The sequence below is a fragment of the Vibrio sp. Vf1514 genome (assembly GCF_052076135.1).
In the GTDB taxonomy this organism is placed as follows: Bacteria; Pseudomonadota; Gammaproteobacteria; order Enterobacterales; family Vibrionaceae; genus Vibrio; species Vibrio furnissii.
In genome coordinates, this window is the sequence record NZ_CP197267.1 from 2371960 (window position 1) to 2397588 (window position 25629).

The window sequence follows — 25629 nt, forward strand, 5'->3', positions numbered from 1 at the left end:
CAAATCAGTTGAGCTCAGCAAGCGCGGCCAGCTGATCCGCTTGGTGCTCTTGAATCACGGGATCCACCAGCGATTGCAGATCGCCTTCCATCACTTCACTCAAACGGTAAACCGTCAGGTTGATGCGGTGATCAGACACGCGGCCTTGCGGGTAGTTGTAAGTCCGAATGCGGTCACTACGATCGCCCGAACCCAGCAGGTTACGACGCGTGTCGGAGATTGCCGCCGCACGTTTTTCTTCTTCCGCTTTGGCAATGCGCGCGGCCAGTACCGACATCGCTTTGGCTTTGTTTTTGTGCTGTGAACGCTCGTCCTGACACTCCACCACAATACCAGTCGGCAAGTGGGTAATACGAATTGCAGAATCGGTGGTGTTGACGTGCTGACCACCCGCACCAGACGAGCGGAAGGTATCAATTTTCAGATCCGCGGTGCGGATTTCTGGAATTTCAGCTTCTGGCACTTCAGCCATGACCGCCACGGTACACGCCGAGGTGTGCACACGGCCTTGCGATTCGGTCGCAGGAACACGTTGCACGCGGTGGCCGCCGGATTCAAATTTCAGCACACCGTACGCGCCATCGCCGCTCACTTTGGCAATCATTTCTTTGTAACCGCCGTGCTCTGCTTCGTTGGATGACATCACTTCGATGCGCCAACCGCGTTTTTCAGCAAAACGGCTGTACATGCGGAACAGATCGCCGGCAAAAATGCCCGCTTCATCACCGCCCGCACCAGCGCGGATTTCCAAGAAACAGTTGCGGTCATCGTTGGGATCTTTAGGCAGCAGCAAAATTTGCAGCTCGTCGCTCAGGCGCTCAATCTCGGCTTTCGCGACCTTGATTTCGTCTTGCGCCATTTCACGCATCTCTGCGTCGTCTTCTTTGGCCATCTCTTCCGCCGCGCTCAGATCGTCCTGCGCTTGCTGATAAGCCTGAAAACAGTGAGTGATCTCCTCAAGCTGTGAGTACTCTTTTGACAGAGCACGGAACTTGTCCTGATCTCCGATAACTGCGGGGTCGCCCAGCAGGTGTTGAACCTCTTCATAACGCTCAACCAGGGATTCAAGCTTTACTAAAATCGACGCTTTCATAGTTTCTTCTTTAAACGAATAAGGAGTAAGTGTTTATTGTGGGTCATCAAGACCCAGACTTTGTCTGATAATGGCCAGTTTGGCTGGCTCTCCCTGCTCCGCGGCGGTTTGCAGCGCACGCGTCGGGGTGTGGATCAGTTTGTTGGTGAGTTTGTTGCTCAGTTCAATCAGCAGTTTTTCCGGATCGCCGCCTGCCGCCAACGCTTGTAAGCTTTTGCTCAGCAAATCCTCACGAATGTCATTGGCCGCTTTGCGGTAGTCGCGAATACTGTCGACCGCTTGTAGCGAGCGCATCCAAGTCATGAACGCGGCACTTTCTTCGCTGACAATCGCTTCGGCTTGAATCGCTTCGACCTTGCGCTGCTCAATATTACTATCGACGATAGATTGCAAATCATCCACTGAATAGAGGTACGCGTCGTTCAAATCGCCAACTTGCGATTCAATGTCGCGCGGCACCGCGATATCCACCAGCAACATCGGCTGATAACGACGCGCTTTCAGGGCGGTTTCGACCATGCCTTTACCAATGATTGGCAGCGGACTGGCGGTTGAACTGATGACGATATCGGCATGCGCCAGATAATCGGGAATTTCATTCAGTGCAATCACTTCGGCGTTGAACTGCTCGGCCAAATTCATGGCACGCTCACGTGTGCGGTTGGCCACGATCATGCGTTTACAGTTGTGGCTGGCCAAGTGCTTGGCCACCAACTCGATGGTTTCACCTGCCCCAACCAAGAGCACCGTCGCATCCGAAAGTGATTCAAAAATGTGTTTTGCCAGCGTGCAAGCGGCATACGCCACCGACACTGCACTGCCGCCGATTTCGGTTTCAGTACGAACCCGTTTGGCCACAGAAAACGCTTTTTGGAATAACTTTTCCATCGACGAATCGACTGAACGACTTTCGCGAGAATCGGCGTAGGCCTGTTTGACCTGCCCCAGAATTTGCGGCTCCCCCAACACCAGAGAATCCAAGCCACATGAGACGCGCATCAAGTGGCGAATCGCCGCCTGTTCTTCATGCACATAAAGGCTCGGTTTAAGATCTTCAGCATTCACCTGATGGAACTGCGACAACCATTCGATCACCTTGTTCTTGCACGATGACTTCACATCACAGTAAATCTCGGTGCGGTTACACGTCGACAGGATCACGCTCCCGTTGACAAATGAACTGTCCGATAGCTGCTCCAAGGCGTCAGACAACTTGTCTGGGCCAAACGCAACTTTTTCTCGCAATTCAACCGAAGCCGTATTGTGATTGATTCCAATAGCAAGCAAGGACATCTATCGAGGGTTCTCTGGTAAGAAATGGGCTAGGCGCAGAATTTTACTTGATGACCCTGTTTATTGAAAGGGTCAACGGGATTTGTTTTCCCGAGTTCGTGATATCAATGATATAGTGAAAGCCGTTTGACCGTTTTGACTGGATAAATAACGAGCACTTTTTATGACGCATAAGCCACGTATTTACCTGATCGTGATGCTGCTGATGACCCTCTTTGGCTGTAGCAGCGTGCCGGAACCCATTACCGATGTGCAATGGCAATCCCATCAAGCTCGACTGACGAGCATCGCGCAATTTAAACTGGCCGGCAAAATCGGTTACATCTCACCTGAGCAGCGCCAATCTCTGAACTTTCAATGGCAAAAATCCAACCAAAATAGTCAGTTACGCCTGACTAACTTTCTCGGCCAGACGGTGCTCAACCTGACCATGACCGCGCAAGGCGCGCGCGTGGAAACGTATGATAACCAAGTTTATACCGCCCCCAACGCACAGCTTTTGGTACGCCAACTGACCGGGCTCGATATCCCGGTGGATCTGCTGCAAGACTGGATCCTCGGCCTGCCATCCCAAGCCGATGCGTACGCGCTGAACGAGAACAACACCCTCGCGACCTTAGACAAGCGCGCGGGCAGCACCAACTGGCATGTGGATTACGGCCGCTATCGTGAATACCCATGGCAACAAACCCAACTGCCATTGCCGGATAAGCTCAAACTGACTCAAAACCAAACCTCGATTAACCTCGTGATTTCCAATTGGACACTGACGCCATGATTCCAGGCCCGATACTGAATACGCCGACCACTTGGCCTTCTCCGGCCAAACTCAATCTGTTTCTGTACATCACTGGTCGCCGCGCCGATGGCTACCATGAACTGCAAACCCTGTTTCAGTTCCTAGACCACAGCGACACACTCACCATCACCGCCCACACCAACAGCGAGATTGTGCTGACGCCGGAATTGCCGGGCGTGGCCACCGAAGACAATTTGATCTGGAAAGCGGCCACCGCGCTGCAACGCGCCAGCGGTTGTTCGCTTGGAGCCAAGATTGAACTCAACAAAGTGCTGCCGATGGGCGGCGGGATTGGCGGCGGCTCATCCAATGCGGCCACCGTACTGGTGGCGCTTAATCACCTGTGGCAAACCCATCTCAGTGATGATGAACTGGCCCAAATTGGCCTCGCGCTTGGCGCCGACGTGCCGGTGTTTGTGCGTGGATTTGCCGCATTTGCCGAAGGCGTGGGTGAACGCCTGTCGCACGTCGACGTGGATGAAAAATGGTATTTGGTGGTACGCCCGAACGTGGCGATTGCGACCAAAGATATCTTCACCCATCCGCAACTGACAAGAAGCACAGCGAAGCGAGATCTGGCAACGCTTCTTGACACTTGTTACGAAAACGATTGCGAAAAAATTGTCCGAATGCTTTACCCAGAGGTTGATAAGCAACTTTCTTGGCTGCTACAATACGCGCCGTCAAGATTGACCGGGACGGGATCTTGCGTTTTTGCTGAATTTTTGAGCAAGAAAGAAGCGGAAGCTGTCCTTGCCGAACTCCCTGACAACGTCTCTGCGTTTGTCGCCCATGGGCGCAATGTTTCACCGCTCAAAGAGACGCTGGCTGATTACCAATCGGCCCACACCCAATCTATTTAAAAACTGGACGCAACCCTGAGGTTTCCACCGTGCCTGATATGAAGCTATTTGCTGGTAACGCCACACCCGAACTAGCCCAACGTATTGCTGAACGTCTCTACATTTCTCTTGGTGATGCGACTGTTTCCCGTTTCTCTGACGGCGAAGTCGCAGTACAAATCAATGAAAATGTTCGTGGTAGCGATGTATTCATTATTCAATCAACTTGTGCACCAACCAACGACAACCTGATGGAGTTGGTGGTTATGATTGATGCGATGCGCCGTGCTTCAGCAGGCCGTATTACTGCTGTTATCCCTTACTTTGGTTATGCTCGTCAAGATCGCCGTGTGCGCTCGTCCCGTGTGCCAATCACTGCAAAAGTTGTTGCAGATTTCCTTTCAAACGTCGGCGTTGACCGCGTTCTCACTATCGACCTGCACGCAGAGCAAATTCAAGGCTTCTTCGACGTACCAGTAGATAACATTTTCGGTACGCCAGTTCTACTGGAAGACATGAAAGCACGTAATCTGGAAGATCCAGTGGTGGTTTCTCCGGATCTGGGTGGTGTTGTTCGTGCACGCGCAACTGCAAAAGCGCTGGGCGATATCGACATTGCTATCGTCGACAAACGTCGTCCACGTGCAAACGTGTCTGAAGTGATGAACCTGATCGGTGACGTCGAAGGCCGCGACTGCGTGATCGTCGACGACATGATCGACACCGGTGGTACACTGTGTAAAGCCGCAGAAGCGCTGAAAGAACGTGGCGCAAAACGCGTTTTTGCTTACGCGACTCACGCGGTATTCTCTGGTAACGCAGCGAAAAACATCAAGAGCTCTGTGCTAGACCAAGTGATCGTCACTGACTCAATCACCTTGTCTAAAGAGATGGCAGCGACTGGCAAAGTTTCTCAACTAACGTTGTCAACCATGCTGGCTGAAGCGATTCGTCGTATCAGCAACGAAGAATCTATCTCTGCAATGTTCAACTAATTCGTTTGCTCAGAGACCGCTTCTGATTGGGCGCTTCATCTTCGGATGAGGCGCTTTTTATTTCTCAGCGCACGAGAAAAGCAGAGTCTCGCCCCGCGCGTCTTTTCTGTGCTATCATACCGCGCTTTTTCGTTTCCGAAGGGATCCTAGCCTTGAGTCAACCCATTAAATTACTTGTCGGTCTGGCCAACCCGGGCCCGGAATACGCCAAAACACGACACAATGCCGGTGCATGGGTCGTAGAAGAACTGGCTCGCATCCACAACGTGGTGCTGAAAAATGAGCCGAAGTTCTTTGGTTTAACCGGTCGTATCATGGTCAACGGCGACGATCTGCGTTTGCTGATCCCCACCACGTTTATGAATTTATCCGGTAAAGCCGTTGGCGCATTGGCCAAGTTTTACCAGATCAATCCCGAAGAGATCATGGTCGCTCACGATGAGCTGGATCTCCCACCGGGGGTTGCTAAGTTTAAAAAAGGTGGCGGTCACGGGGGTCACAATGGCCTCAAAGACACCATCAGCAAACTGGGCAACAACAAAGAATTTTACCGTCTGCGGATTGGCATCGGCCATCCGGGACACAAAGATAAAGTAGCAGGCTATGTGTTAGGCAAAGCTCCCGCCAAAGAGCAGGAGTGTCTGGATGCCGTGGTAGATGAATCCGTTCGCTGCCTCGACATCTTATTCAAAGATGGCCTCACCAAAGCGCAAAACCGCTTACACACGTTCAAAGCTGAATAAGGTTACAGTCATGGGTTTTAAATGTGGCATCGTTGGTCTTCCAAACGTTGGCAAATCAACACTTTTTAATGCACTCACTAAAGCAGGTATCGAAGCGGCAAACTTCCCGTTTTGTACTATCGAACCAAACACTGGTGTCGTACCAGTGCCGGATCTGCGTTTGGACGCACTGGCAAACATCGTCAATCCTGAGCGCGTTCTGCCAACCACGATGGAATTCGTGGATATCGCAGGCTTGGTTGCTGGCGCATCAAAAGGTGAAGGCCTAGGCAACAAATTCCTGGCGAACATTCGTGAAACCGATGCAATTGGTCACGTCGTGCGTTGTTTTGAAAACGAAAACATCGTGCACGTTGCCGGTAAAGTCTCCCCGATTGAAGACATCGAAGTGATCAACCTGGAGCTAGCTCTGGCTGACCTTGATAGCTGTGAACGCGCCATTCAACGCCAAGCAAAACGCGCAAAAGGCGGCGATAAAGACGCAAAATTTGAACTGACCGTGCTAGAAAAACTGCTACCCGTGCTCACGGAAGGTGGTTCTGCACGTACTGTGAATTTGTCGAAAGAAGAACTAGCGGCAGTTGGCTACCTGAACTTCCTGACGCTCAAACCAACCATGTACATTGCGAACGTGGCCGAAGATGGTTTTGACGACAACCCATACCTCGATGCAGTGCGCGAGTTCGCAGCAAAAGAGAACAACGTGGTTGTTCCTGTGTGCGCCGCGATTGAATCTGAATTGTCTGAACTTGAAGAAGACGAGCGTGATGAGTTCTTGGCCGATCTGGGCATCGAAGAACCGGGCCTGAACCGCGTGATCCGTTCTGGCTACGATCTGCTGAGCCTGCACACTTACTTCACCGCGGGTGTTAAAGAAGTACGTGCATGGACCATTCCAATCGGTGCGACCGCGCCGCAATCGGCAGGTAAAATCCACACCGACTTCGAACGCGGCTTCATCCGTGCCGAAGTGATCGGTTACGACGATTTCATTCAGTACAACGGTGAAAGTGGCGCGAAAGAAGCCGGTAAATGGCGTCTTGAAGGCAAAGATTACATCGTAAAAGATGGCGATGTGATTCACTTCCGTTTCAACGTTTAAGTCTGTTCTGATTCGATTGTTCAAAAGCCAACCTCAGGGTTGGCTTTTGTTGTTTTCAAATGCGAGAAATTTGCATAATCAACACCGGATAAAGGTAATGAATCTGTTGTTTTGGTAGCAGTTTTTGATCACAAACACGCCTCTTTGTTTAAAAAAAAGTCGAACGGTCAGTTTCGGGGAATTTATTCAAAAAAACTGTTGACGCTCCTAAGCCATATCCGCATAATGCGCACCGTTCTCGGCGATAAGGCAACTTTGAAGCGAGCAACAAAAATTGTTGGCTACGTAGCTCAGCTGGTTAGAGCACATCACTCATAATGATGGGGTCACAGGTTCGAATCCCGTCGTAGCCACCATTTCCTAAGTACTTTTACATGGCAACATGACAGAGTCTTTAGGAAACAACGCGGAAGTGGCGAAATTGGTAGACGCACCAGATTTAGGTTCTGGCGCCGCAAGGTGTGAGAGTTCAAGTCTCTCCTTCCGCACCATATTTAGATAACGAAAGTTATCGCTGTAGGTCTATCGCCAAGCGGTAAGGCAGCGGCTTTTGATGCCGCCATTCCCTGGTTCGAATCCAGGTAGACCTGCCATATTACACCTTGTCTGAGGTTATCAGACACATACTGAGTTTGCGGTGGTGGCGGAATTGGTAGACGCGCTAGCTTCAGGTGCTAGTGTCCGTTAGGACGTGAGGGTTCAAGTCCCTCCCTCCGCACCAAATTCAGTAGATTTGTAGGTCTATCGCCAAGCGGTAAGGCAGCGGCTTTTGATGCCGCCATTCCCTGGTTCGAATCCAGGTAGACCTGCCATAATTCTTTAAGTTTCAATATGATGTAAAAACTATTGGAACTGCAGACGAGATTGTATTATAGTTTCTCGCTCTGAAAAGATGGCTACGTAGCTCAGCTGGTTAGAGCACATCACTCATAATGATGGGGTCACAGGTTCGAATCCCGTCGTAGCCACCACTTATTTCAAGTTAACAGCTAATGTTGTGACTTTGAATACCGGGACGCGGAAGTGGCGAAATTGGTAGACGCACCAGATTTAGGTTCTGGCGCCGTAAGGTGTGAGAGTTCAAGTCTCTCCTTCCGCACCATCATCCCGATATTCTAAAAACTATTTCTGCGGAAGTGGCGAAATTGGTAGACGCACCAGATTTAGGTTCTGGCGCCGCAAGGTGTAAGAGTTCAAGTCTCTTCTTCCGCACCATATTTAGATAACGAAAGTTATCGCTGTAGGTCTATCGCCAAGCGGTAAGGCAGCGGCTTTTGATGCCGCCATTCCCTGGTTCGAATCCAGGTAGACCTGCCATATTACACCTTGTCTGAGGTTATCAGACACATACTGAATTTGCGGTGGTGGCGGAATTGGTAGACGCGCTAGCTTCAGGTGCTAGTGTCCGTTAGGACGTGAGGGTTCAAGTCCCTCCCTCCGCACCAAATTCAGTAGCTTTGTAGGTCTATCGCCAAGCGGTAAGGCAGCGGCTTTTGATGCCGCCATTCCCTGGTTCGAATCCAGGTAGACCTGCCATTACAACGATGATTCGATATACCAAGTCGGGTTATCTATAAAATATGATGCGGAAGTGGCGAAATTGGTAGACGCACCAGATTTAGGTTCTGGCGCCGCAAGGTGTGAGAGTTCAAGTCTCTCCTTCCGCACCATCTATTCCCTCGTTGAATCAACGAAAGAATAGAAATGGCTACGTAGCTCAGCTGGTTAGAGCACATCACTCATAATGATGGGGTCACAGGTTCGAATCCCGTCGTAGCCACCATTTCCTAAGTACTTTTACATGGCAACATGACAGAGTCTTTAGGAAACAACGCGGAAGTGGCGAAATTGGTAGACGCACCAGATTTAGGTTCTGGCGCCGCAAGGTGTGAGAGTTCAAGTCTCTCCTTCCGCACCATATTTGATGATGAGCTAAGTTTTCTTAGCATAATCAAAAAGCTGTATGACAATGTTGCCTGTTGTGGTTATAATCCAGCACGACTTGTCAGTAAAGATAGCTGAAAAGACAAATAACTGAATTTGCGGTGGTGGCGGAATTGGTAGACGCGCTAGCTTCAGGTGCTAGTGTCCGTTAGGACGTGAGGGTTCAAGTCCCTCCCTCCGCACCAAATTCAGTATCTTGTAGGTCTATCGCCAAGCGGTAAGGCAGCGGCTTTTGATGCCGCCATTCCCTGGTTCGAATCCAGGTAGACCTGCCATTACAACGATGATTCGATATACCAAGTCGGGTTATCCACAAAACATGCGGAAGTGGCGAAATTGGTAGACGCACCAGATTTAGGTTCTGGCGCCGCAAGGTGTAAGAGTTCAAGTCTCTTCTTCCGCACCATATAGACAAACCCAGCTTCGGCTGGGTTTTGTTTTATCTGGCTATTGCGTTTCTGACGTAAATCGCCAGTTCCCTCTGTTGTTTTGCCCCTTCTTGACCTTGATTTATAAAACAGACGGTTACGATCCAACGCATAAAAAAATCCAGCCGAAGCTGGATTTTTGCACGTCATGCTGATTTGTATTCGCTTAACCAAGCAGAGCGAGTGCCGCCTGAGGCGCCTGTTTCGCTTGTGCCAAGACAGAGCTAGAAGCTTGACCCAAAATCTGAGACTTGGTCAGTGCCGTTGTTTCTTTCGCAAAGTCGGTATCTTTGATACGGCTCTTCGACGCATTCACGTTTTCGTTGATGTTGTCTAAGTTGTTGACCGCGTGGTTGAAACGGTTTTGGAATGCACCCAATTCCGCACGGTGGCTATCAACGAACTTCAGCGCTGCATCGACCACAGCAACAGATTGTTGCGCGCCACCCACAGAAGTGACGTCAATGGTATCGACCGTTACGCCTTTGCCTTCCTGAATGCCCAGCTCACCGGCCAAGCTACCGCCAAACGACACCTCACCATCGACTTTGTTGTTGTCGGTGAACAGTTGCAGTTTGCCTTCTTGATCCACAGAGGCTTTGATCATATCGGTTTGACCATTGATGTAAGTGGCCAGCTCTTCGATGTCATCGCCTGCTTTCGCATTGATTTGAATCGTTTTTTCGCCATCAAGCTTGTCATTGAGCGTAATGGTCAGATCGTTTGCGCCAGATTGAACGCTCCAATCTTTATCTTTCCCATTTTCCGCTTTGTAGCTGGTGCCGCCCATCATGCGGTTGTCGCTGCGCATGTTGTTGAGGCTCAGCATCACCGCTTCACCGTTGTCCGCACCGATCTGGAACGATTTAGTTGCGAACGTGCCGTTCAACAGCTTATTGCCACCAAATGACGTGGTTTCTGCGATACGATTCAATTCATCGTTGAGTGCAGTCACTTCTTCCTGAATCGCAACACGTTCCGCTTTTGAGTTCGAACCGTTAGACGATTGCAGTGACAAGTCACGCATACGTTGCAGAATGTTGGTGGTTTCATTCATTGCACCTTCCGCAGTTTGAGCGATAGAGATACCGTCATTTGCGTTGCGTACAGCGACATCCAGACCACGGCTTTGCACGTTCAGTCGGTTGGAGATTTGCAGACCGGCAGCATCATCTTTTGCACTGTTGATACGAAAACCTGAGGACAAGCGTTCCATCGACGATTGTTGCGCGCCGGTAGCACTATTCAGGTAACGTTGGGCTGTCATTGCTGACACGTTGGTATTTACATTAACCGCCATAATGGTGTCTCCTATTTGATTTTCAGACGTAGCGGAACTTCACGAACGGCTTCCGACGTCTCGGAAAACCAAGTAGTTCTCTCAAAGTTATCTCTATTAGCGACTCGCTGAGCTATTCCTTTAGAGAAAAAATGGTTTTCTGTAGAAAAAGACGCCATTGAGGCGAAGTTTGAGATTGAAGGCGCAAAACATCATGAAATACGAAAAAAGTGCTAAAGAATTCACCAACCCGGACGAGTGCAATCGACTGCGTATCAATTCCCCCGACGACCATCGTCGATCAGAGAAAAAGAAAAGATGAAAATGCCACAGGAAACGAACCCGAGAAATCGATCGAGGTTCGAGGCAAGATGGGAAATTGCAGGCAAAAGAAAAGCCCCTTTCCTTTGAGAGAACCGGGGCTAGGTAGTAGCCATCGCCAATGTGGAGATCACGAGAAATGAACACAAGTGGCTGACCATATGAGCATGACCATTCAAAATCAAAAAGCAGGGTTAGTTTGAGAGAGCTTTTTGATCATCAACAATCATACTTTGCCAAGGTACCTTCACTATATACTCACGTCTGAGCTGATTAATGAAGGACCCCAGGACTACTGCAATAGTGAAATTGCAGAGTTTGGCAACTGTTTTGCTTGGGCAAGAATCGATGTCCCTGCCTGTTGCAGAATTTGTGACTTCGTCAACTGTGTGGTTTCTTTCGCAAAGTCTGTATCTTTGATACGGCTCTTCGATGATTCCACGTTTTCTTGGATGTTCGCCAAGTTGCTGATGCTGTGGCTCAAACGGTTTTGTTTCGCACCCAGATCCGCACGTTGTGAATCCACGTATTTCAATGCAGCGTCGATGATGCCGACCGCATTTTGTGACCCCCCCACGGTATTGACATCAATATCTTGAACGGTGGTGTATTGACCGTTGTCCGTATTGAGGCCCAGTTGAGATGCCAACCCGCCGGAGATGCTGAAATCTTCTGCCAGCTCAGGTTGTGCAATGAAAATCTGTAGCTTGCCATCTTGATCCACAGACGCTTTAAAGATGTCTGTTTGACCATTGATGTACGTCGCCAACTCTTCGATATCGTCGCCAGTTTTCGCATTGATATTCAGCGTGACTGGCTCGCCATCTTTGCCGGTGAATTCAAACTTCAGGTCGCGCGCATTGTCTGGCACACCCCAGTTTTTATCTTTACCTTGCTCAGACACGAAAGACATGCCGCCCATGCGATGGTCATCCGCACGAATGCTGGTCAGGCCCATGATGATCGCTTCACCTGAGCTCGCACCGATTTGGAATGACGCTTCACCGAATGAGCCGTTCAGTAGCTTACGACCACCAAATGATGTGGTTTCAGCGATACGGTTCAGTTCATCTTGCAGCGCGGTCACTTCTTCGTTCAGGGCTTTACGCTCTGACGCTGAGTTGGTGCCGTTCGCTGATTGCAGTGACAAGTCACGCATACGTTGCAGAATGCTGGTCGACTCGTTCATCGCCCCTTCCGCAGTCTGCGCAATCGAAATACCATCGTTGGCGTTTCGCATGGCCACATCCAGGCCGCGAGATTGCGCGGTCAGACGGTTTGAGATCTGAAGGCCTGCCGCATCATCTTTCGCACTGTTAATGCGGTTACCTGAAGACAGACGTTCCATCGAGGTGTTTAGCTCGTTAGATGCCTTGTTCAGATAACGTTGAGCGGTCATTGCCGACACGTTGGTATTTACGTTAATGGTCATAGTTTGCTCTCCTATCGAGTTCGCAAGCTTTTTGCGAAGCGGTCAGCTTTACTCTCTCTTGGAAGCACTGACCGTGAATAACTTGCTAAACACGCCACCTGGCGTCTTTAAAACTGGGTTGTATCAACTCTGATATTATCAATTCAATTAGTGTGCCAACTTTATAAAAACCGCTTCTAAAAATTTTATATGCTAATTTTCAATCAGTTAGCTTATTCAACTTTTCTCCTGAACCGCTTCATCATCAGAGAAAATATCAGCGGCAATCGGCATTTGCCGCGCTTTTGCCGCTTCGTCGAAGGTCATTAGCGGTTAAAATGCCGCCATCATTCGACGAAAAACCGTCCAACCAAAACTCCCTTCGCACTTATGGCATGGCACATAAGGCGTTGAAGGTTAGATGTAGTTGAACAGGGTTAAATCTTTGGTTTTACCAAATGCTTGCTGGGATGCCTGCAGCGCACGAGAGTTCTCATTGAACTCAATCACCGCTTCGGCATAATCCAGATCTTCAAACTGGCTTTTCGATTTGGCCAGGCTGATTTTGAAATCTGCGTGTTGCTCTTCTTGAATATCGAGCGTACTCAAACGCGCACCGATATCCGTACGCGCTTTGTTCATATGAATAAAGGCGGTATGGAATTCTTGCGTCATCTGTTGCAACTTCGCCGTTGCCGAAGCATCCGAAACAGAAGCCTTGGAAAAATTGATCGCGTCTTTAAAGGTATCGAACACGCTGAACGACTGACGTGGCGTCAGTGAAATCGCATCGCCCGCGGTCAATTGCCCTTTAACATGAATGGTCAAATCTTCATATTGAATGCCGGTTTTCGGATTGAATTCATCTGTGTCCACCACGCGTCCATTGCGCTCCAATTGATAGCCAAACTTACCGTTGGTCATGTCGACAAAGGTGACTTTGTACTCACCATCATCGTCAGGATTGCTGTTATTGGCTTTCTCAAGCAGCAGCTCTGAACCTTCACGCAACTGGTAATTCGGTTCGTAGTCACCAAACGGGTTTTCGATTTCCATAAACAGTTTGCTGCCCGGCGTGTTGAACGGCATTTCCAAACTGTTGGAGATTTTCATCTTGCGTTGGTAATCATCACCGCCGTACGAGACATTGCCCGCGTTATCACGAAAGAACGGCTGTGTGGTCGGTTTGGTCCCGGCAAAAATATAGTTGCCTGACTCATCTTGCACATTAGCCAGGTTGAGAAAGTTATTGGCAATCTCTTCCAGTTCACGCGCGCGAGCGGCGCGATCTTCTGGCGACAATGAACCGTTGATCATTTCCATAACGTTGCGTTTGGCTTTGTCAGTAAAATCTTCGGCGCTCGACACAATCACTTCTTGGTGTTCCAGACGGTTACGCACCAGCACGATGGCATCCATGTATTGACGCAGTTGCTCTTGCTGCTGAGACACATTTTGAATGTAATGCGTCGCCAACGGGTTATCCGCCGCCGACAATAATTTCTTACCTGACGCCAATTGCGCTTGGTTGTGGTGAATTTTCGATTCCTGACGGCGCAAATCATTTTGCACAGCCTGATAGTTATGGAAGCTAGAAATACGATTAAACATTTATCGGCCTCCCCTATCGCAATGCCAGAATGGTATTAAAGGTATCGTTCGCCGCTTGAATGATGCGCGACGAAGCCATGTACGCTTGCTGGAATTTCATCATATTCGCCGCTTCTTCATCGAGGTTCACCCCAGACACCGACGCGATACGAGATTCAGCCGACTCTTTCTCCAAACGTGCCACATCCGTCAAACGCGATGCGGTGGAGAGTTTCAAACCAAAGTCCGTGTTCAAGTTGTGATACAGCTCGATGATGGTCGATTTCTTGTCATCGACCGTCTTGTTGCTTTGTACATTGATCATTTTGCGCAAGTTGCCGTTGTCACCGTCAGAGGGGACAAGGTTTGCCGTGAACTTATCATCGGCAATCGCACCACGCGACAAGGTAAAAATGGTCGATTTGCCGTCGCTGTCCTGCTTAGGAATTTCTAGCGTCAGCTCTTCTTGATTGTCCTCAAACGCATAAGGTTGCGTGAGCAGCACTTTGCCGTTTTTATCTTGCACGCGAACCTGCATGTTGCCGGTTGGATTGCCGTCGCTGTCTTTCACCGGCACCACGTAGGCTTCAAACTCTTTCACATCGCCCGCTTGGTCGATGTGGAATGTGGCACTGCCTTGGGCAAATGCAGTGGACGCTTCGTAACTCTGGGCGGCAATTTTTGACGCATCATCAATCGCCATGCGCATGTTGGCCGCCCCATCACGCGTTGGGCGAATGATCACGCGCTCACCAGATCGCGGCTCGTTATTGATTTGGATGCGCATGCCATCGATGTCGATGTGACCACGCACCACCGACACTTTACTTTGCTCGCCGTTCGGCATGGTCATGATGTAGTCGTCGCCATTATAGGTCAGTGAATACTCACCTCCTTTCAGCTGGCTGACGTCTTGAATATAAACCGCCAAATCCGCGTCAGAATTACTTGCCGTCACCACGCGAGAGCGCGCCACACGCTCCGAGTTCACGTCGGTAAAAATATCCGCACCAATGTCCCCGCGCAGATCAAGCCCTTGGTGTTGCAACCGATTGACTTCATACGAGAACGAGGTGGCCAAGCGGCCGATTTCGTCCAGCAATCCGGGAATGTGTTTGTCGCGCATGTCCATCAAGGCACCAATTTTGCCGCCGATATCGCGCGCGGTAATCGGTTTTAATGCTTTGCCTTCCACCATCGCCAGACGGCGTTGATGCACATCCGGGTAACCGTCGATCATTTTCAGTTGGCTGGCTTCAGTGCCGGAGACCAAGGTGTGACCGTTTCCGATGTGAATGTTGAAACCTTCAGCATTTTTACGCGGCGTGACCGTCACTTTGGTGTATTGAGACAGCTCAGCCACCAGCTTTTCGTGCTGGTCCATTAAATCGTTGTGTGGGCCTGGGGTGCGCATCATCAAGCGCTGCAAGTCACGAATTTCAACCGCCAATTGGTTGATGCGTTCAATGCCGACATCGAGACCTTTGTTGGTCACATCAAACTGACGGCGCACGGTTTCGTGAAAATCGTTCATGTTCTGGCTAATCAGCCCCGCTTTTTCCAACACGACTTTACGCGCACCGACATCGTTGGGCGTGTCGGCCAGCGTTTTCACGGAATCGAACCATTCATTGAGGTTCTCTGGAATCTTTTTCGAAGCCACCGACGACAGCAGTTTTGACAGCATGTCGAGGTTTTCTTCGTTATCGCGCTTGAACGAGTAATCGGTGGTGGCAAGGTTCAGCTCTTTAACGGCAAACTGGTCCCACGAGCGGCGAACATTTTCCACATGCACGCCCATGCCGTAGGTTTCGCCACCGTATTGGCGAGGCATATTGGTCCCTTGGATCACAGACTGACGGCTGTAACCCTCTGTATTAACATTAGAAATGTTATGACCAGTGGTGTTGAGTTGTCTCTGAGCCGTCAATACGCTTTGCGCACCAACATTCAGAAGATCAGACGCCATAATGCCCCCAAAAACCGAGTAAATCGCCGATTAAACCGGCCCCTAGGTTCAATAAAGCAATATGTGTGCCAAATAAGAATTTACGTTGTAAGGTGAGGAAAATTAAGGAAGTTCATGCTGAAAGGAAAACTAATCAGCCGACCACAAGGGTCGGCTGAGGCAAGGGATTACAGTTCGTCCATCTGTTCGATTTGGGCTTTCACCCGTAGAACTTTGTCGGCGTATTGAGGGTCGGTCGCATAACCGGCCTGATGAATGCCGCGAATGAAATCTTCATCACTGCCGTTATGACGCAGTGCGGTGGTATAACGCGGATTGCTCGACAGGAAGCGCACATAGTCGTTAAAGCTGTCCTGATAATTGGTGTAAGAGCGGAACGCTGCTTTTTCCATGACCGGTGTCTGATCTTGGTATTCCAGCGTTTGCGTCGCCACTTTTGCGCCATGCCAACTGCGATCGGCCTTGATGTTAAACAGGTTATTGCTGCTGCCGCGCGCGTTTTTCACCACTTTCTGTCCCCAGCCGGTTTCCAGTGCCGCTTGCGCCAGCAACAAGGTGGAGTCGACACCCAGCGCTTTTGCCGCTTTATCGGCAAACGGTTTGAGTGAGGCGACAAAAGAGCGTGGCGATTCAAACGAGCCGCTGGCCACTGGCGCCTCAACGGCATTTGCAGCATTGACCATTGGCGTTGCCGCATCCGTTGCCGGTTGATTTGCCGCGACGTCACGAGAGCGTTCCACACGGCGCATCGCTTCTTGGAAGTTATCTTCACCCGTCGTGTTGGACTGCTCTGCTGCTGACAGCTGCGCCACAATCATGTCGGCCAAACCGAGGGAGCCAGACGCACTGAGTTGACTGGTCATTTGCTCATCAAGCATCTGACGGTAAAAATCTTCATTTTGGCTATTGAACATGTCGGACTTAAAGCTCGCGTTCGCATCACGCATCGATTTCAACATCATGGTGGTGAAGATCGACTCAAACTGACGCGCCGCCGCCGTCAAGGCTGCTTTTTCTGACTTTTCATCCCCAGTGACCGCCTGCTTACGCAGCGAATCAAGGCTGGCAATGTCGTGAATAAAGCCAATGTCGTTGGGATTATTAACCATGCCGCACTCCTTAGATGATGATCAGTTGGCCTTCGATGGCGCCCGCTTGTTTCAGTGCTTGCAAAATTGCCATCAGGTCCGATGGGGCGGCGCCCACTTCATTGACTGCGCGAACCAGATCATCAAGCGTGACCCCCGGTTCCAGTTTGAACATCTTGCCTTTCTTCTCCGTCACTTCAATACTGGAATCTGGCACAATGGCAGTCTGACCGCCCGAAAACGCGTTCGGTTGGCTGACATTCAGGTTTTCTTTAATGGCCACCGTCATGCCGCCATGCGTGACCGCCGCAGGTTTCAGGCGCACATGTTGGCCAACCACAATGGTGCCAGTGCGTGAATTGACGATGATTTTGGCTGCGCCATCAGCGGGGTCAAATTCGAGGTTTTCAATCGCCGACAGGAATGCAACACGTTGGCCAACATCACGCGGCGCACGCACGCGCACAGACGTCGCATCGACCGCAGAGGCCATTTGTGGGCCCAAGAATTGGTTGACCGCATCGGCCATGCGCTGCGCGGTGGTGAAATCTGATTCCAGCAAGTTGAACGTGATGAAATCGCCACGGCCAAACGGCGTTGGCACTTCACGTTCTACAATCGCCCCGGCAGAGATCATCCCCACCGTTGGGTTGTTGCCGACAATTTTAGAGCCATCTGCACCGCTGGCACTAAAGCCGCTCACCACGAGGTTGCCCTGCGCCACGGCGTACACTTGACCATCCAGACCTTTTAAGAACGTTTGCATCAGCGTACCGCCGCGTAGGCTCTTGGCAGAACCAATCGATGATACCGTGACATCCACTGTTTGGCCTTGCTTGGAGAAAGCGGGCAAGTCGGCGGTGACGATCACCGCGGCAACGTTTTTCGTTTTGGGTTTGGTGCCCTGCGGCAATTGAATGCCGAAGCTTTGCAGCATGGCATTAAAACTCTGGTCGGTGAATGGTGTGGATTCGCCCGTTCCCGGCAAACCAGTGACCAAACCGTAACCCACAAGTTGGTTACTGCGCACACCTGCTACCTGAGAAACATCTTTGATGCGCGCGGCCTGAGCGGAGACTGCGACGAACATCATCAATAACAAAGTGAGTCTTTTCATGTGGATTACCTATCTAAAAAACGAAGGGGCCAATCAGGCCCCTTCGATACTTATGCTGTCAATATTTCGACCATCGGGTGCGAGCTATAAAGACACATTAAAAAATCGTGCCAAGAATCCAGGTTCTTGCATATCTTGGTTGGTTCCGGTGCCAGAATATTGAATTCGAGCGTTGGAAATGCGGTTGGATGCAATGGTGTTATCGAAGTCGATGTCATCCGGACGAATGGTGCCGCTTAAGCGAATGTACTCATCACCGGTGTTCAAACTCAGCCATTTTTCCCCACGAATCACTAAGTTACCGTTGGACAGGATGTCAATCACTTCCACCGTAATCGACCCCGACAGGCTGTTGCTCTGGTTAGCCTGCGCGCTGCCGGAAAACTTGTTGTCGTTTTTCAGTGCGTAAGAAAAATTATATTCGCCTAAATTGAGTTCTTGGCCGCCGACACTCAGCGGGTCCATGGAGGCGTCATTTTTCTTTTTCAGATCCGCATCGGCACTTTTAGCCGCTTTGGTGCTTTCATTGAGCGTCACAGTAATGATGTCGCCAATGCCACGAGGTTTTGAATCATCATACAAACTGTTCGCACGAGACAAGTTAAACAACGAACCGGTTTCTGCCGCGTAGTGCTCTGGCTTATCTTTCGGATAAATCGGCGCCCAAGCGGGATCGCCAGCCACAGGGTCGGTGCGGTTACGCAGGGTATCGACCAGACCCGTGCTGCTGTCTGACGATTTATCACCTTCGACCGCATCCACAACCGTGGTGCCTTGCGTCACATCGGCCGTTTCAATCGGCTCCGGCAACAAGCTGCACCCCGACAGGAGTGAAATGAGCATCAAGCTGAGTATACGTTTCATCGCGGCATTCTCTTGCTAATTAAGGCTTAAAGCTGTTGGTTCACAAAGCTCATCATTTTATCAACGGCTGAGATCACTTTAGAGTTCATCTCGTACACGCGCTGCGCTTCAATCATGTTGACCAACTCTTCGGTCACGTTCACGTTGGAGCTTTCCAGCATCGATTGACGCACGTTGCCTAAACCGTCTAATCCCGGCACGCCTTCTTGTGGGTCGCCACTGGCGCCTGTCGGCAAGTAAAGGTTTTGACCAATCGGTTCTAGGCCGCCTGGGTTAATGAAATCGACCGTGGTGATTTGCCCCAGAACTTGGTTATCTTGCTGGCCGCGTACGCGCACGGAAACTTCACCATCGTTGCCGACCGTAATGGAGATCGCATCATCTGGGATCACAATCTCAGGTTGTAACGGGTAGCCCGAGCCGGAGGTCACAATCACCCCTTCATCGTTCAAGGTGAACTGACCGTTGCGGCTATAGCCGATGTTGCCGTCTGGCATCAGGATCTGGAAGAATCCATCCCCTTCAATCATCATGTCCAGGCTGTTAGTGGTGGTTTGCGCGTTGCCGTGCGTGTGCACTTTTTGCGTGGCCACGACTTTCGAACCGGCACCAAGCATCAAGCCACTTGGCAATTCAGTGTTCTGCGACGACTGACCGCCAGGCTGGTTAATATTCTGATAGAACAAATCTTCAAACACCGCGCGGCTTTTCTTAAAGCCGACGGTGGAGGCGTTGGCCAGGTTGTTCGAGATCGTCGCAATGTTGGTTTGCTGCGCGTCTAGGCCAGTTTTACTTACCCATAATGCTGGTTGCATCGTTATCTCCTAGTCGGTTAGCTCATACGAAGCAGAGAATCGGACGACTTGTCCATGTCTTCTGCGGTGCTCATCATTTTGACTTGCATCTCAAACTGACGTTGCAGGTCAATCAGGCTGGTCATTTCGCCAACGGCGTTGACGTTACTGCCTTCTACTGCGCCGGTGAGAATCTTCACATTGGCGTTTGCATCGTATGCTGCGTTTGGATCTTTCGAACGGAACAGACCGTTCACATCTTTAAACAACGATTGGTTATCCAGACGAACCAGCTTAATGCGGTCCACCACTTCCATGGCATCGGCAGGCGCCCCCTGAGGACGAACCGAGATGGTGCCATCGTTGCCGATTTCTACTTTGGCCAGCGGCACCGGCAAGGTGATTGGCGCGCCAGTTTCACCCAGTACCGGATGACCATTGCCGTTCAACAGCAGGCCATTGGCATCAATATTGAGGTTGCCGTTACGGGTCAGCCCTTCTTTGCCGGTTTTATCCATCACGGCAATCCAGCCATCACCTTGAACGGTCACGTCCAAATCACGGCCCGTGGTGATCACACTGCCCTGCTGAAAATTGTGTCCAGGACGTTCGGTCATGCTGAACACACGGCTTGGCAGGCCATCACCGTACGCTTGCATCGAACGCGCCTGTTCCAAGTCGGCACGAAAACCCGTGGTGCTGACGTTGGCCAGGTTGTTTGCTCGTAGCTGCATCGCTTGCATATTTTGTTTTGCGCCACTCATGGCAAGAAACAATGCACGGTCCATAATTTGCTCCAGAAATCGTTGTTAAGAGCAATAAAGCAATTGGCGTGCCAATATTAAAATGTGTTTTTAATCAAAGAGTTTAATAAGGATAGAGCGAGGAGGAGGGTATTTTTGCCGCGGCAAGGTGGCAAACTGGCAATCCCATCAAACCGACGTTGCCGCCGGTTTGACAGACCAGATGTTCGAATTATCGAATCTGTAGGATGTTTTGTTGCAGTTGGTTGTGAACTTCAAGCGCACGTGAGTTGGCTTGGAAGTTACGCTGCGCGGAGATGAGATCCACCAGCTCCTGCGTCATGTCGATGTTTGACTGTTCCAGCGTACCGTTGTTGATGGTACCGAAAGACCCTTTGTTTGATTCACCCCAGATCTTGTCACCCGAGAACTGAGTTGAATCCCACTGTGTACCGCCTTTCTTATCCAGACCTTGCTCGTTTGGCACACGCACCAGCGCCACACGACCCAGCGTGATGTTCTCGCCGTTCGAGTAAGTGCCAAGCACGCTACCGTTTTCGTCAAAATCGATTTTCGTCAGGAAGCCTGTTGTAGCACCGTCTTCATCAAACTTCGTCAATTCAAATGGCGCGGCAAACTGAGTGGCCGCATCCAGACCGAACGACAGCACCTGATTCACATCAGCGCCGTTTAAGTTCACCGGATTCGTACCGCCGCCCAGAGGTTCAGAAACGATAGGCTGCCCGTTGTTCAGGCTTGCCAACGTACCGTCATTGTTGAATTTCATGGTGTGACCCACTTGGCCTGATGCAGTTGTCGCGTCACCACCAGTAATGTTCAGGGGTTTCTCGCCTTCTTTATCAGTCACGGTGTAGTAGGTTTGCCATGTGTTTGGCTGAGTCTGATCTTTCAAGTAGTACGTCGTCAGTTTGTACGCCTGCCCCATCGAGTCATAAATGGTCGATGATGTTGAGCGGTTGTACGTGTCTGGATCTGTAAAATCAAACAACGTTGGATCTTTCAGATCGCCATTGGCAGGTAGGTTTACACCCACTTCAATGTTTGACGTCTGTTTTGGCTTACCAAACTCAGCTGGAATGTTCAGTGGTGCTGGCTCATAAGAAAGCACATCACCTGTATCTGGGTTGACCTGGTAGCCCAACAAGTATTCGTCGTTTGAGGTCACCATGTAGTTGTTTTTGTCGAGGTGGAACGCACCGTTACGTGTCAGCTCATTTTGTTGAGGGACTAAACGATCTTTCGCCACGGCAAAGAAACCAGTGCCTGAAATACGCAGATCCATTGGGTTGTTGGTATAAATACTTGAACCTTCGTGGAATTGTTGCGCCACTTTGTTCGCCTGAACACCGCCACCCGGAGTGGTTTTTGCGTTCGTAAACAAAGAGTTCGAATACACATCACCAAATTCAGCACGCGACTCTTTAAAACCAAACGTGTTGGCGTTCGCAATGTTGTTACTGGTGGTGTTCAAATCTAATTGAGCTGCGGACAAACCGCTAAGAGATACATATGACATTCCAAATTCTCCTATCTAGCTAGCATGATTATGCTTTGCCAACTTCTAGTACTTCAGCAAGTCGAACTGGCGATTCAAAACCAGCCAGATTGAGCAGTACGTTACCATCACCTTTACCCAGAAGAACGCTGTTGACGTTTGCATAGGTCGATACCGCAAAGTCTTTACTTTCTCCATCCAGCAAACCCGAAGCTCTCACTTTGTATTTGCCGCCCGGCAATGGATTACCGTTTTGATCGTTGCCGTCCCATTCGACACGGCTATCACCGCTTGGCTTGGCACCAACCTCAAAGGTTCGAACCAATTGGCCCGCTTCGTTTTCGATACGGACAAACAAGTTGTCGACCGATTGAGGAAGCTTCACCATCGCCGCCAATCCGGCGTCATCCTTTTTCACACCCGCAGAACCTGGTACCAATACATCACGACCGACCAGTGATGATGCCTGCAGTGCTTGATTCGATGTCATAGACGAGTTGAGATTCTCAAACTGAGAGTTCATCTTGCCAATGCCATCTACCGTCGCAAATGACGCCATTTGCGCGATCATCTGGTCATTGCTAACCGGCTTGAAAGGATCTTGTTGAGCAAGTTGCTTCGTGAGCAACGACAGGAAATCTTCTTGTTTCAGATCCTGCTTACCCGTTGTCTCGGTTGGCTTATTCTTCTCTTGAAGAGCTTTCAGCTGATCAACATAGGACAAGCCGCTTTGACCAACGTTATTAATTCCGGCCATTCGCTACCTCCTTATCCTTACTGACCCATCTGCAGCGTACGCAGCAGCATTTGTTTACTCGCATCCGCCACTTGGACGTTCGTCTGGTATGAACGAGATGCCGAGATCATATTGGCCATTTCTTCCATCACGTTGACGTTTGGCTTGTAGATATAGCCTTCGTCATTCGCAAGGGGGTGATCTGGGTTAAATTCCGCATTAAGCGGTTTATCGCTTTCTACAATCCCCAATACTTTCACCGGCACATTCGGGTCGCGGTTATAACGTGCCTTACTTAACTCTGCGCCGAACACGGCATGACGCGCTTTGTAAGTGTCTTTCGCAGAGCTGCTGACACTGTCGGCGTTGGCCAGGTTACTTGAGGTCGTATTTAGACGAACAGATTCAGCACTCATGGCAGAACCAGTCACATTGAATACATTAAATAAGCTCATCTAATTATTCCCCTTTAATCGCTTTCGTTAAGTTCTTGAATTTACTTCCGAGGAAGTCGAGTGACGCTTGGTGACGCAGTTGGTTTTGCATAAACAAGTTACGCTCCAAATCCACGTCAACCGTGTTGCCGTCACCGGTATCAGGTTGCGTAGGGACGCGGTAAAGCATTTCCCCTGTCACCGTCGTTGAGGCAGGAATATGCCGACCGTCCGTCCGGCTAAGACCAATGCTTGCCCCCGAACTTGCCGCCTGCAATGCCTTCTGGAAATCCATTCCTTTCGCTTTGAACCCAGGCGTGTTCGCTTGTGCAATGTTGCTCGCAATGACTTCAGCATTGCGTTCGCGAACACCCACCGTGTACTGGTGTATGCCGAGTGCGTTGTCAAAAGAAATAGCCATGTTTTGCCTCTTCGATAAGAACTGACCGTTACTAATGATTTAAAAGCAATTAGCGTACCAACTTTTTCATTCATCCGCTGATTACGCGTCATCACGAGTCAGCTTGCAAAGAACAAGCCGAATCACTGAGTTTGGAATGTCTCACTTCAGGTATAGCGTATCGAGGCTGGCAAAGAAAGGTGGGAACACTGGCGCGCAGGCGGCAAGTAAGGAAAAACATCCGTCAGGCAGCCCCGGCAAAGCGGCAAAAACAAAAAGCCCGGCATTGCCGGGCTTTGAAGCGAGTATCGCTTATTTCAACTTGTAGATGATGCCAGGGTTACAGCGCACCATTTCAAACCGGTCGGTTAACCCCGTCAGTGATTCCGATGCGCCCAGCAGCAAGTAACCACCGGGGTTTAAGCTGTTCGCCATCTGGTTCAAGACTTTAGATTTCATCTCTGGCGAGAAGTAAATCAACACGTTACGACAAAAGATGATGTCAAACTTACCCAGCAGCGCATAACTTTCCATTAAGTTCTGCGGGCGAAAGTTCACCAAACGCTTCACGTTGTCTTTGACTTTCATGCGGCCATCGCCGGCATCTTCAAAGAAAATACGGCGACGTTCGGGTGACAACCCACGGCCAAGCGCGAGGTTGTCATACACACCGGCACGACACATGTCGAGCATGCTGGCAGAAATATCGGTTGCCGTAATCGCCACGCTAGGCAGTAGCCCCGGGCGGCGCTGCTGCACTTCCAAAATGGTCATGGCCATCGAGTAAGGTTCTTGGCCCGATGAACTTGCCGCCGACCAAATTTTCAGTGGGCGTTTGTTCTTCGCCAATTCCGGCAATAAGCGGTCAGCCAGCACAGCAAAAGGATACGTATCTCGGAACCACAACGTCTCGTTGGTCGTCATGGCGTCCACGGCTGCCACACGCAATTCGCGATTTCTGCCAGTCACGACGTCACGCAACAAGTCAGAGAGCGACGCCAACTTGTATTTGGTCACGAGCGGACTGAGGCGACTTCTCACCAAGTATTGTTTGCTGTCGCCCAGTACGATGCCGCACTGAGACTCCAGAAACCGGCAGAAGTCACGATATTCTTGATCGCTTATAGTAATCGCAGTCATTCAGTTCTCTTTATTCTACTAGCGCAGCTTTCACCGCATTACCAAGCTCGTCGGGGTTAAATTTCGCGATAAAGGAGTTGGCTCCCACTCGCTCAACCATGGCTTGGTTAAACACGCCACTCAACGAAGAGTGAAGAATGACGTACAAATCTTTCAAGGCACTGTTACGGCGAATCTCCGCCGTCAAAGTGTAACCATCCATCTCTGGCATTTCGATATCTGAAATCACCAGCGAGATCTGGTCATAAATGCTGCCTTCTTTGGCCATGCTAAGCAATTTTTCATACGCATCTTTGCCGTCTTTGGTCAGCACGACTTCAAAACCGATCGACTCAATCGCACGCTGAACCTGCTTACGTGCCACACTCGAGTCGTCCGCAATCAAGATACGGCGAACAATTTGCTTTTCCTGCTCGGCATGGGCAATTTCTTGGCCAATGCTCGCATCCATCGACTCATCAACAGGTGCAATCTCGGCCAGAATTTTCTCGACGTCGAGAATCTCAACCAGTTCATTATCAATGTTGGTGACTGCCGTCAGGTAGTTGGCTTTGCCTGCCCCTTCCGGCGGAGGCAAAATGGCTTCCCAACGCATGTTGATAATGCGTTCAACCGAACTCACCAGAAACGCTTGAATCGTACGGTTAAATTCTGCGATCACCACAAAACTTTTCTCGACATCCGTCGTGGGACGGCCCCCGATTGCCAAACTCAGATCAATCACCGACACCGTCTGTCCACGGATATGAGCAACCCCTTTTACAAGACGATGCAAATTCGGCATGGCGGTAAGCTTCGGGCACTGGAGAACTTCTTTCACCTTAAATACGTTAATACCATAACGTTGGCGTCCATTAAGACGGAAGGTTAACAATTCCAGTCGGTTTTGACCGACGAGTTGCGTACGCTGATTCACAGAATCAAGAATACCCGTCATAAGCTTATCTCCATCTCAAACTTTTAAACGAAAAAAGTGATAGTCTACTCA

The 25629-nt window shown here is 50.2% G+C and carries 22 protein-coding genes and 17 tRNA genes; 22 read left to right on the top strand and 17 right to left on the bottom strand.

The annotated features are described in order from the left end of the window. Positions 1–4: 4 nt before the first annotated feature. Together prfA and hemA are read right to left on the bottom strand one after the other, a co-directional pair. Complete coding sequence (gene prfA / locus ACS18Q_RS10945; RefSeq protein WP_004724760.1) at positions 5–1093, bottom strand: peptide chain release factor 1; 1089 nt, start codon at positions 1091–1093, stop codon at positions 5–7. Positions 1094–1126: 33 nt separating this feature from the next. Further along, positions 1127–2386 carry a glutamyl-tRNA reductase gene (gene hemA / locus ACS18Q_RS10950; protein WP_238808918.1) on the bottom strand — a complete coding sequence of 420 codons (1260 nt, stop codon included), beginning with the start codon at positions 2384–2386 and terminating at the stop codon, positions 1127–1129. Between the two features lie 163 nt (positions 2387–2549). Between hemA and lolB the strand changes: the two genes are divergently transcribed. From lolB to ACS18Q_RS11060, 22 genes are all read left to right on the top strand, one after another. Then, a complete protein-coding gene (gene lolB / locus ACS18Q_RS10955; protein WP_004724764.1) occupies positions 2550–3164 on the top strand; it encodes a lipoprotein insertase outer membrane protein LolB in 615 nt (204 codons plus the stop codon). Between the two features lie 11 nt (positions 3165–3175). Beyond that, positions 3176–4048: a 4-(cytidine 5'-diphospho)-2-C-methyl-D-erythritol kinase gene (ispE, locus tag ACS18Q_RS10960; RefSeq protein WP_041942668.1), complete on the top strand. Its 873-nt coding sequence runs from the start codon at positions 3176–3178 to the stop codon at positions 4046–4048. A gap of 29 nt (positions 4049–4077) precedes the next feature. Then, entirely contained in the window at positions 4078–5022 is a 945-nt protein-coding gene (locus ACS18Q_RS10965; RefSeq protein WP_004724767.1) for a ribose-phosphate pyrophosphokinase, read from the top strand. Between the two features lie 152 nt (positions 5023–5174). Beyond that, positions 5175–5765 carry an aminoacyl-tRNA hydrolase gene (pth, locus tag ACS18Q_RS10970; protein ID WP_055465404.1) on the top strand — a complete coding sequence of 197 codons (591 nt, stop codon included), beginning with the start codon at positions 5175–5177 and terminating at the stop codon, positions 5763–5765. Between the two features lie 10 nt (positions 5766–5775). Beyond that, positions 5776–6867, top strand: a complete 1092-nt coding sequence (gene ychF / locus ACS18Q_RS10975) for a redox-regulated ATPase YchF (RefSeq protein WP_004724772.1) — start codon at positions 5776–5778, stop codon at positions 6865–6867. 279 nt (positions 6868–7146) lie between these two features. Further along, a tRNA-Met gene (locus ACS18Q_RS10980) sits at positions 7147–7223 on the top strand. A 50-nt stretch (positions 7224–7273) separates the two neighbouring features. Further along, positions 7274–7358: transfer RNA gene (locus ACS18Q_RS10985), tRNA-Leu, on the top strand. A gap of 27 nt (positions 7359–7385) precedes the next feature. Next, a tRNA-Gln gene (locus ACS18Q_RS10990) sits at positions 7386–7460 on the top strand. A gap of 41 nt (positions 7461–7501) precedes the next feature. Continuing rightward, a tRNA-Leu gene (locus ACS18Q_RS10995) sits at positions 7502–7588 on the top strand. 16 nt (positions 7589–7604) lie between these two features. Beyond that, positions 7605–7679 (top strand) — tRNA-Gln (locus ACS18Q_RS11000). An 82-nt stretch (positions 7680–7761) separates the two neighbouring features. Then, a tRNA-Met gene (locus tag ACS18Q_RS11005) sits at positions 7762–7838 on the top strand. Between the two features lie 46 nt (positions 7839–7884). Further along, positions 7885–7969, top strand: a tRNA-Leu gene (locus ACS18Q_RS11010). A gap of 28 nt (positions 7970–7997) precedes the next feature. Then, positions 7998–8082, top strand: a tRNA-Leu gene (locus ACS18Q_RS11015). A 27-nt stretch (positions 8083–8109) separates the two neighbouring features. Continuing rightward, a tRNA-Gln gene (locus tag ACS18Q_RS11020) sits at positions 8110–8184 on the top strand. A 41-nt stretch (positions 8185–8225) separates the two neighbouring features. Further along, positions 8226–8312: transfer RNA gene (locus ACS18Q_RS11025), tRNA-Leu, on the top strand. A 16-nt stretch (positions 8313–8328) separates the two neighbouring features. Next, positions 8329–8403 (top strand) — tRNA-Gln (locus ACS18Q_RS11030). A gap of 49 nt (positions 8404–8452) precedes the next feature. Continuing rightward, positions 8453–8537, top strand: a tRNA-Leu gene (locus ACS18Q_RS11035). 36 nt (positions 8538–8573) lie between these two features. Continuing rightward, a tRNA-Met gene (locus tag ACS18Q_RS11040) sits at positions 8574–8650 on the top strand. A 50-nt stretch (positions 8651–8700) separates the two neighbouring features. Further along, a tRNA-Leu gene (locus ACS18Q_RS11045) sits at positions 8701–8785 on the top strand. A 124-nt stretch (positions 8786–8909) separates the two neighbouring features. Further along, positions 8910–8996 (top strand) — tRNA-Leu (locus ACS18Q_RS11050). A 15-nt stretch (positions 8997–9011) separates the two neighbouring features. Continuing rightward, a tRNA-Gln gene (locus tag ACS18Q_RS11055) sits at positions 9012–9086 on the top strand. 46 nt (positions 9087–9132) lie between these two features. After that, positions 9133–9217: transfer RNA gene (locus ACS18Q_RS11060), tRNA-Leu, on the top strand. A gap of 188 nt (positions 9218–9405) precedes the next feature. Here the strand turns inward: ACS18Q_RS11060 and ACS18Q_RS11065 are convergent. From ACS18Q_RS11065 to ACS18Q_RS11135, 15 genes are all read right to left on the bottom strand, one after another. Next, positions 9406–10539, bottom strand: coding sequence for a flagellin (locus ACS18Q_RS11065; RefSeq protein WP_004724775.1), 1134 nt, complete (start codon positions 10537–10539; stop codon positions 9406–9408). Between the two features lie 592 nt (positions 10540–11131). Then, entirely contained in the window at positions 11132–12271 is a 1140-nt protein-coding gene (locus ACS18Q_RS11070) for a flagellin (protein ID WP_004724776.1), read from the bottom strand. Positions 12272–12667: 396 nt separating this feature from the next. Further along, positions 12668–13861, bottom strand: a complete 1194-nt coding sequence (gene flgL / locus ACS18Q_RS11075) for a flagellar hook-associated protein FlgL (RefSeq protein WP_004724779.1) — start codon at positions 13859–13861, stop codon at positions 12668–12670. Between the two features lie 13 nt (positions 13862–13874). Continuing rightward, positions 13875–15809 (bottom strand): flagellar hook-associated protein FlgK, encoded by a 1935-nt coding sequence (gene flgK, locus ACS18Q_RS11080; RefSeq protein WP_441257082.1) that lies wholly within the window; start codon positions 15807–15809, stop codon positions 13875–13877. A gap of 167 nt (positions 15810–15976) precedes the next feature. Then, positions 15977–16918 carry a flagellar assembly peptidoglycan hydrolase FlgJ gene (gene flgJ, locus ACS18Q_RS11085; RefSeq protein ID WP_158165624.1) on the bottom strand — a complete coding sequence of 314 codons (942 nt, stop codon included), beginning with the start codon at positions 16916–16918 and terminating at the stop codon, positions 15977–15979. A 10-nt stretch (positions 16919–16928) separates the two neighbouring features. Further along, positions 16929–18014, bottom strand: a complete 1086-nt coding sequence (locus tag ACS18Q_RS11090; RefSeq protein ID WP_004724785.1) for a flagellar basal body P-ring protein FlgI — start codon at positions 18012–18014, stop codon at positions 16929–16931. Positions 18015–18098: 84 nt separating this feature from the next. Then, positions 18099–18878 (bottom strand): flagellar basal body L-ring protein FlgH, encoded by a 780-nt coding sequence (gene flgH / locus ACS18Q_RS11095; protein WP_004724787.1) that lies wholly within the window; start codon positions 18876–18878, stop codon positions 18099–18101. A gap of 26 nt (positions 18879–18904) precedes the next feature. Beyond that, positions 18905–19693, bottom strand: coding sequence for a flagellar basal-body rod protein FlgG (gene flgG, locus ACS18Q_RS11100; RefSeq protein ID WP_004724789.1), 789 nt, complete (start codon positions 19691–19693; stop codon positions 18905–18907). Between the two features lie 17 nt (positions 19694–19710). Continuing rightward, a complete protein-coding gene (gene flgF / locus ACS18Q_RS11105; protein WP_004724791.1) occupies positions 19711–20460 on the bottom strand; it encodes a flagellar basal-body rod protein FlgF in 750 nt (249 codons plus the stop codon). Positions 20461–20647: 187 nt separating this feature from the next. Next, the gene (flgE, locus tag ACS18Q_RS11110) at positions 20648–21952 is read right to left on the bottom strand and encodes a flagellar hook protein FlgE (RefSeq protein ID WP_004724793.1); all 1305 of its coding nucleotides are present in this window, start codon (positions 21950–21952) and stop codon (positions 20648–20650) included. Positions 21953–21980: 28 nt separating this feature from the next. Next, positions 21981–22688, bottom strand: a complete 708-nt coding sequence (flgD, locus tag ACS18Q_RS11115; RefSeq protein ID WP_004724795.1) for a flagellar hook assembly protein FlgD — start codon at positions 22686–22688, stop codon at positions 21981–21983. A 17-nt stretch (positions 22689–22705) separates the two neighbouring features. After that, positions 22706–23122 carry a flagellar basal body rod protein FlgC gene (flgC, locus tag ACS18Q_RS11120; protein ID WP_004724796.1) on the bottom strand — a complete coding sequence of 139 codons (417 nt, stop codon included), beginning with the start codon at positions 23120–23122 and terminating at the stop codon, positions 22706–22708. A gap of 4 nt (positions 23123–23126) precedes the next feature. Continuing rightward, positions 23127–23522, bottom strand: a complete 396-nt coding sequence (flgB, locus tag ACS18Q_RS11125; protein WP_038150821.1) for a flagellar basal body rod protein FlgB — start codon at positions 23520–23522, stop codon at positions 23127–23129. Positions 23523–23813: 291 nt separating this feature from the next. Further along, positions 23814–24641 (bottom strand): protein-glutamate O-methyltransferase, encoded by an 828-nt coding sequence (locus ACS18Q_RS11130; protein ID WP_004724800.1) that lies wholly within the window; start codon positions 24639–24641, stop codon positions 23814–23816. A gap of 10 nt (positions 24642–24651) precedes the next feature. Then, positions 24652–25578: a chemotaxis protein CheV gene (locus ACS18Q_RS11135; protein ID WP_038150823.1), complete on the bottom strand. Its 927-nt coding sequence runs from the start codon at positions 25576–25578 to the stop codon at positions 24652–24654. Between the last annotated feature and the right edge of the window lie 51 nt (positions 25579–25629).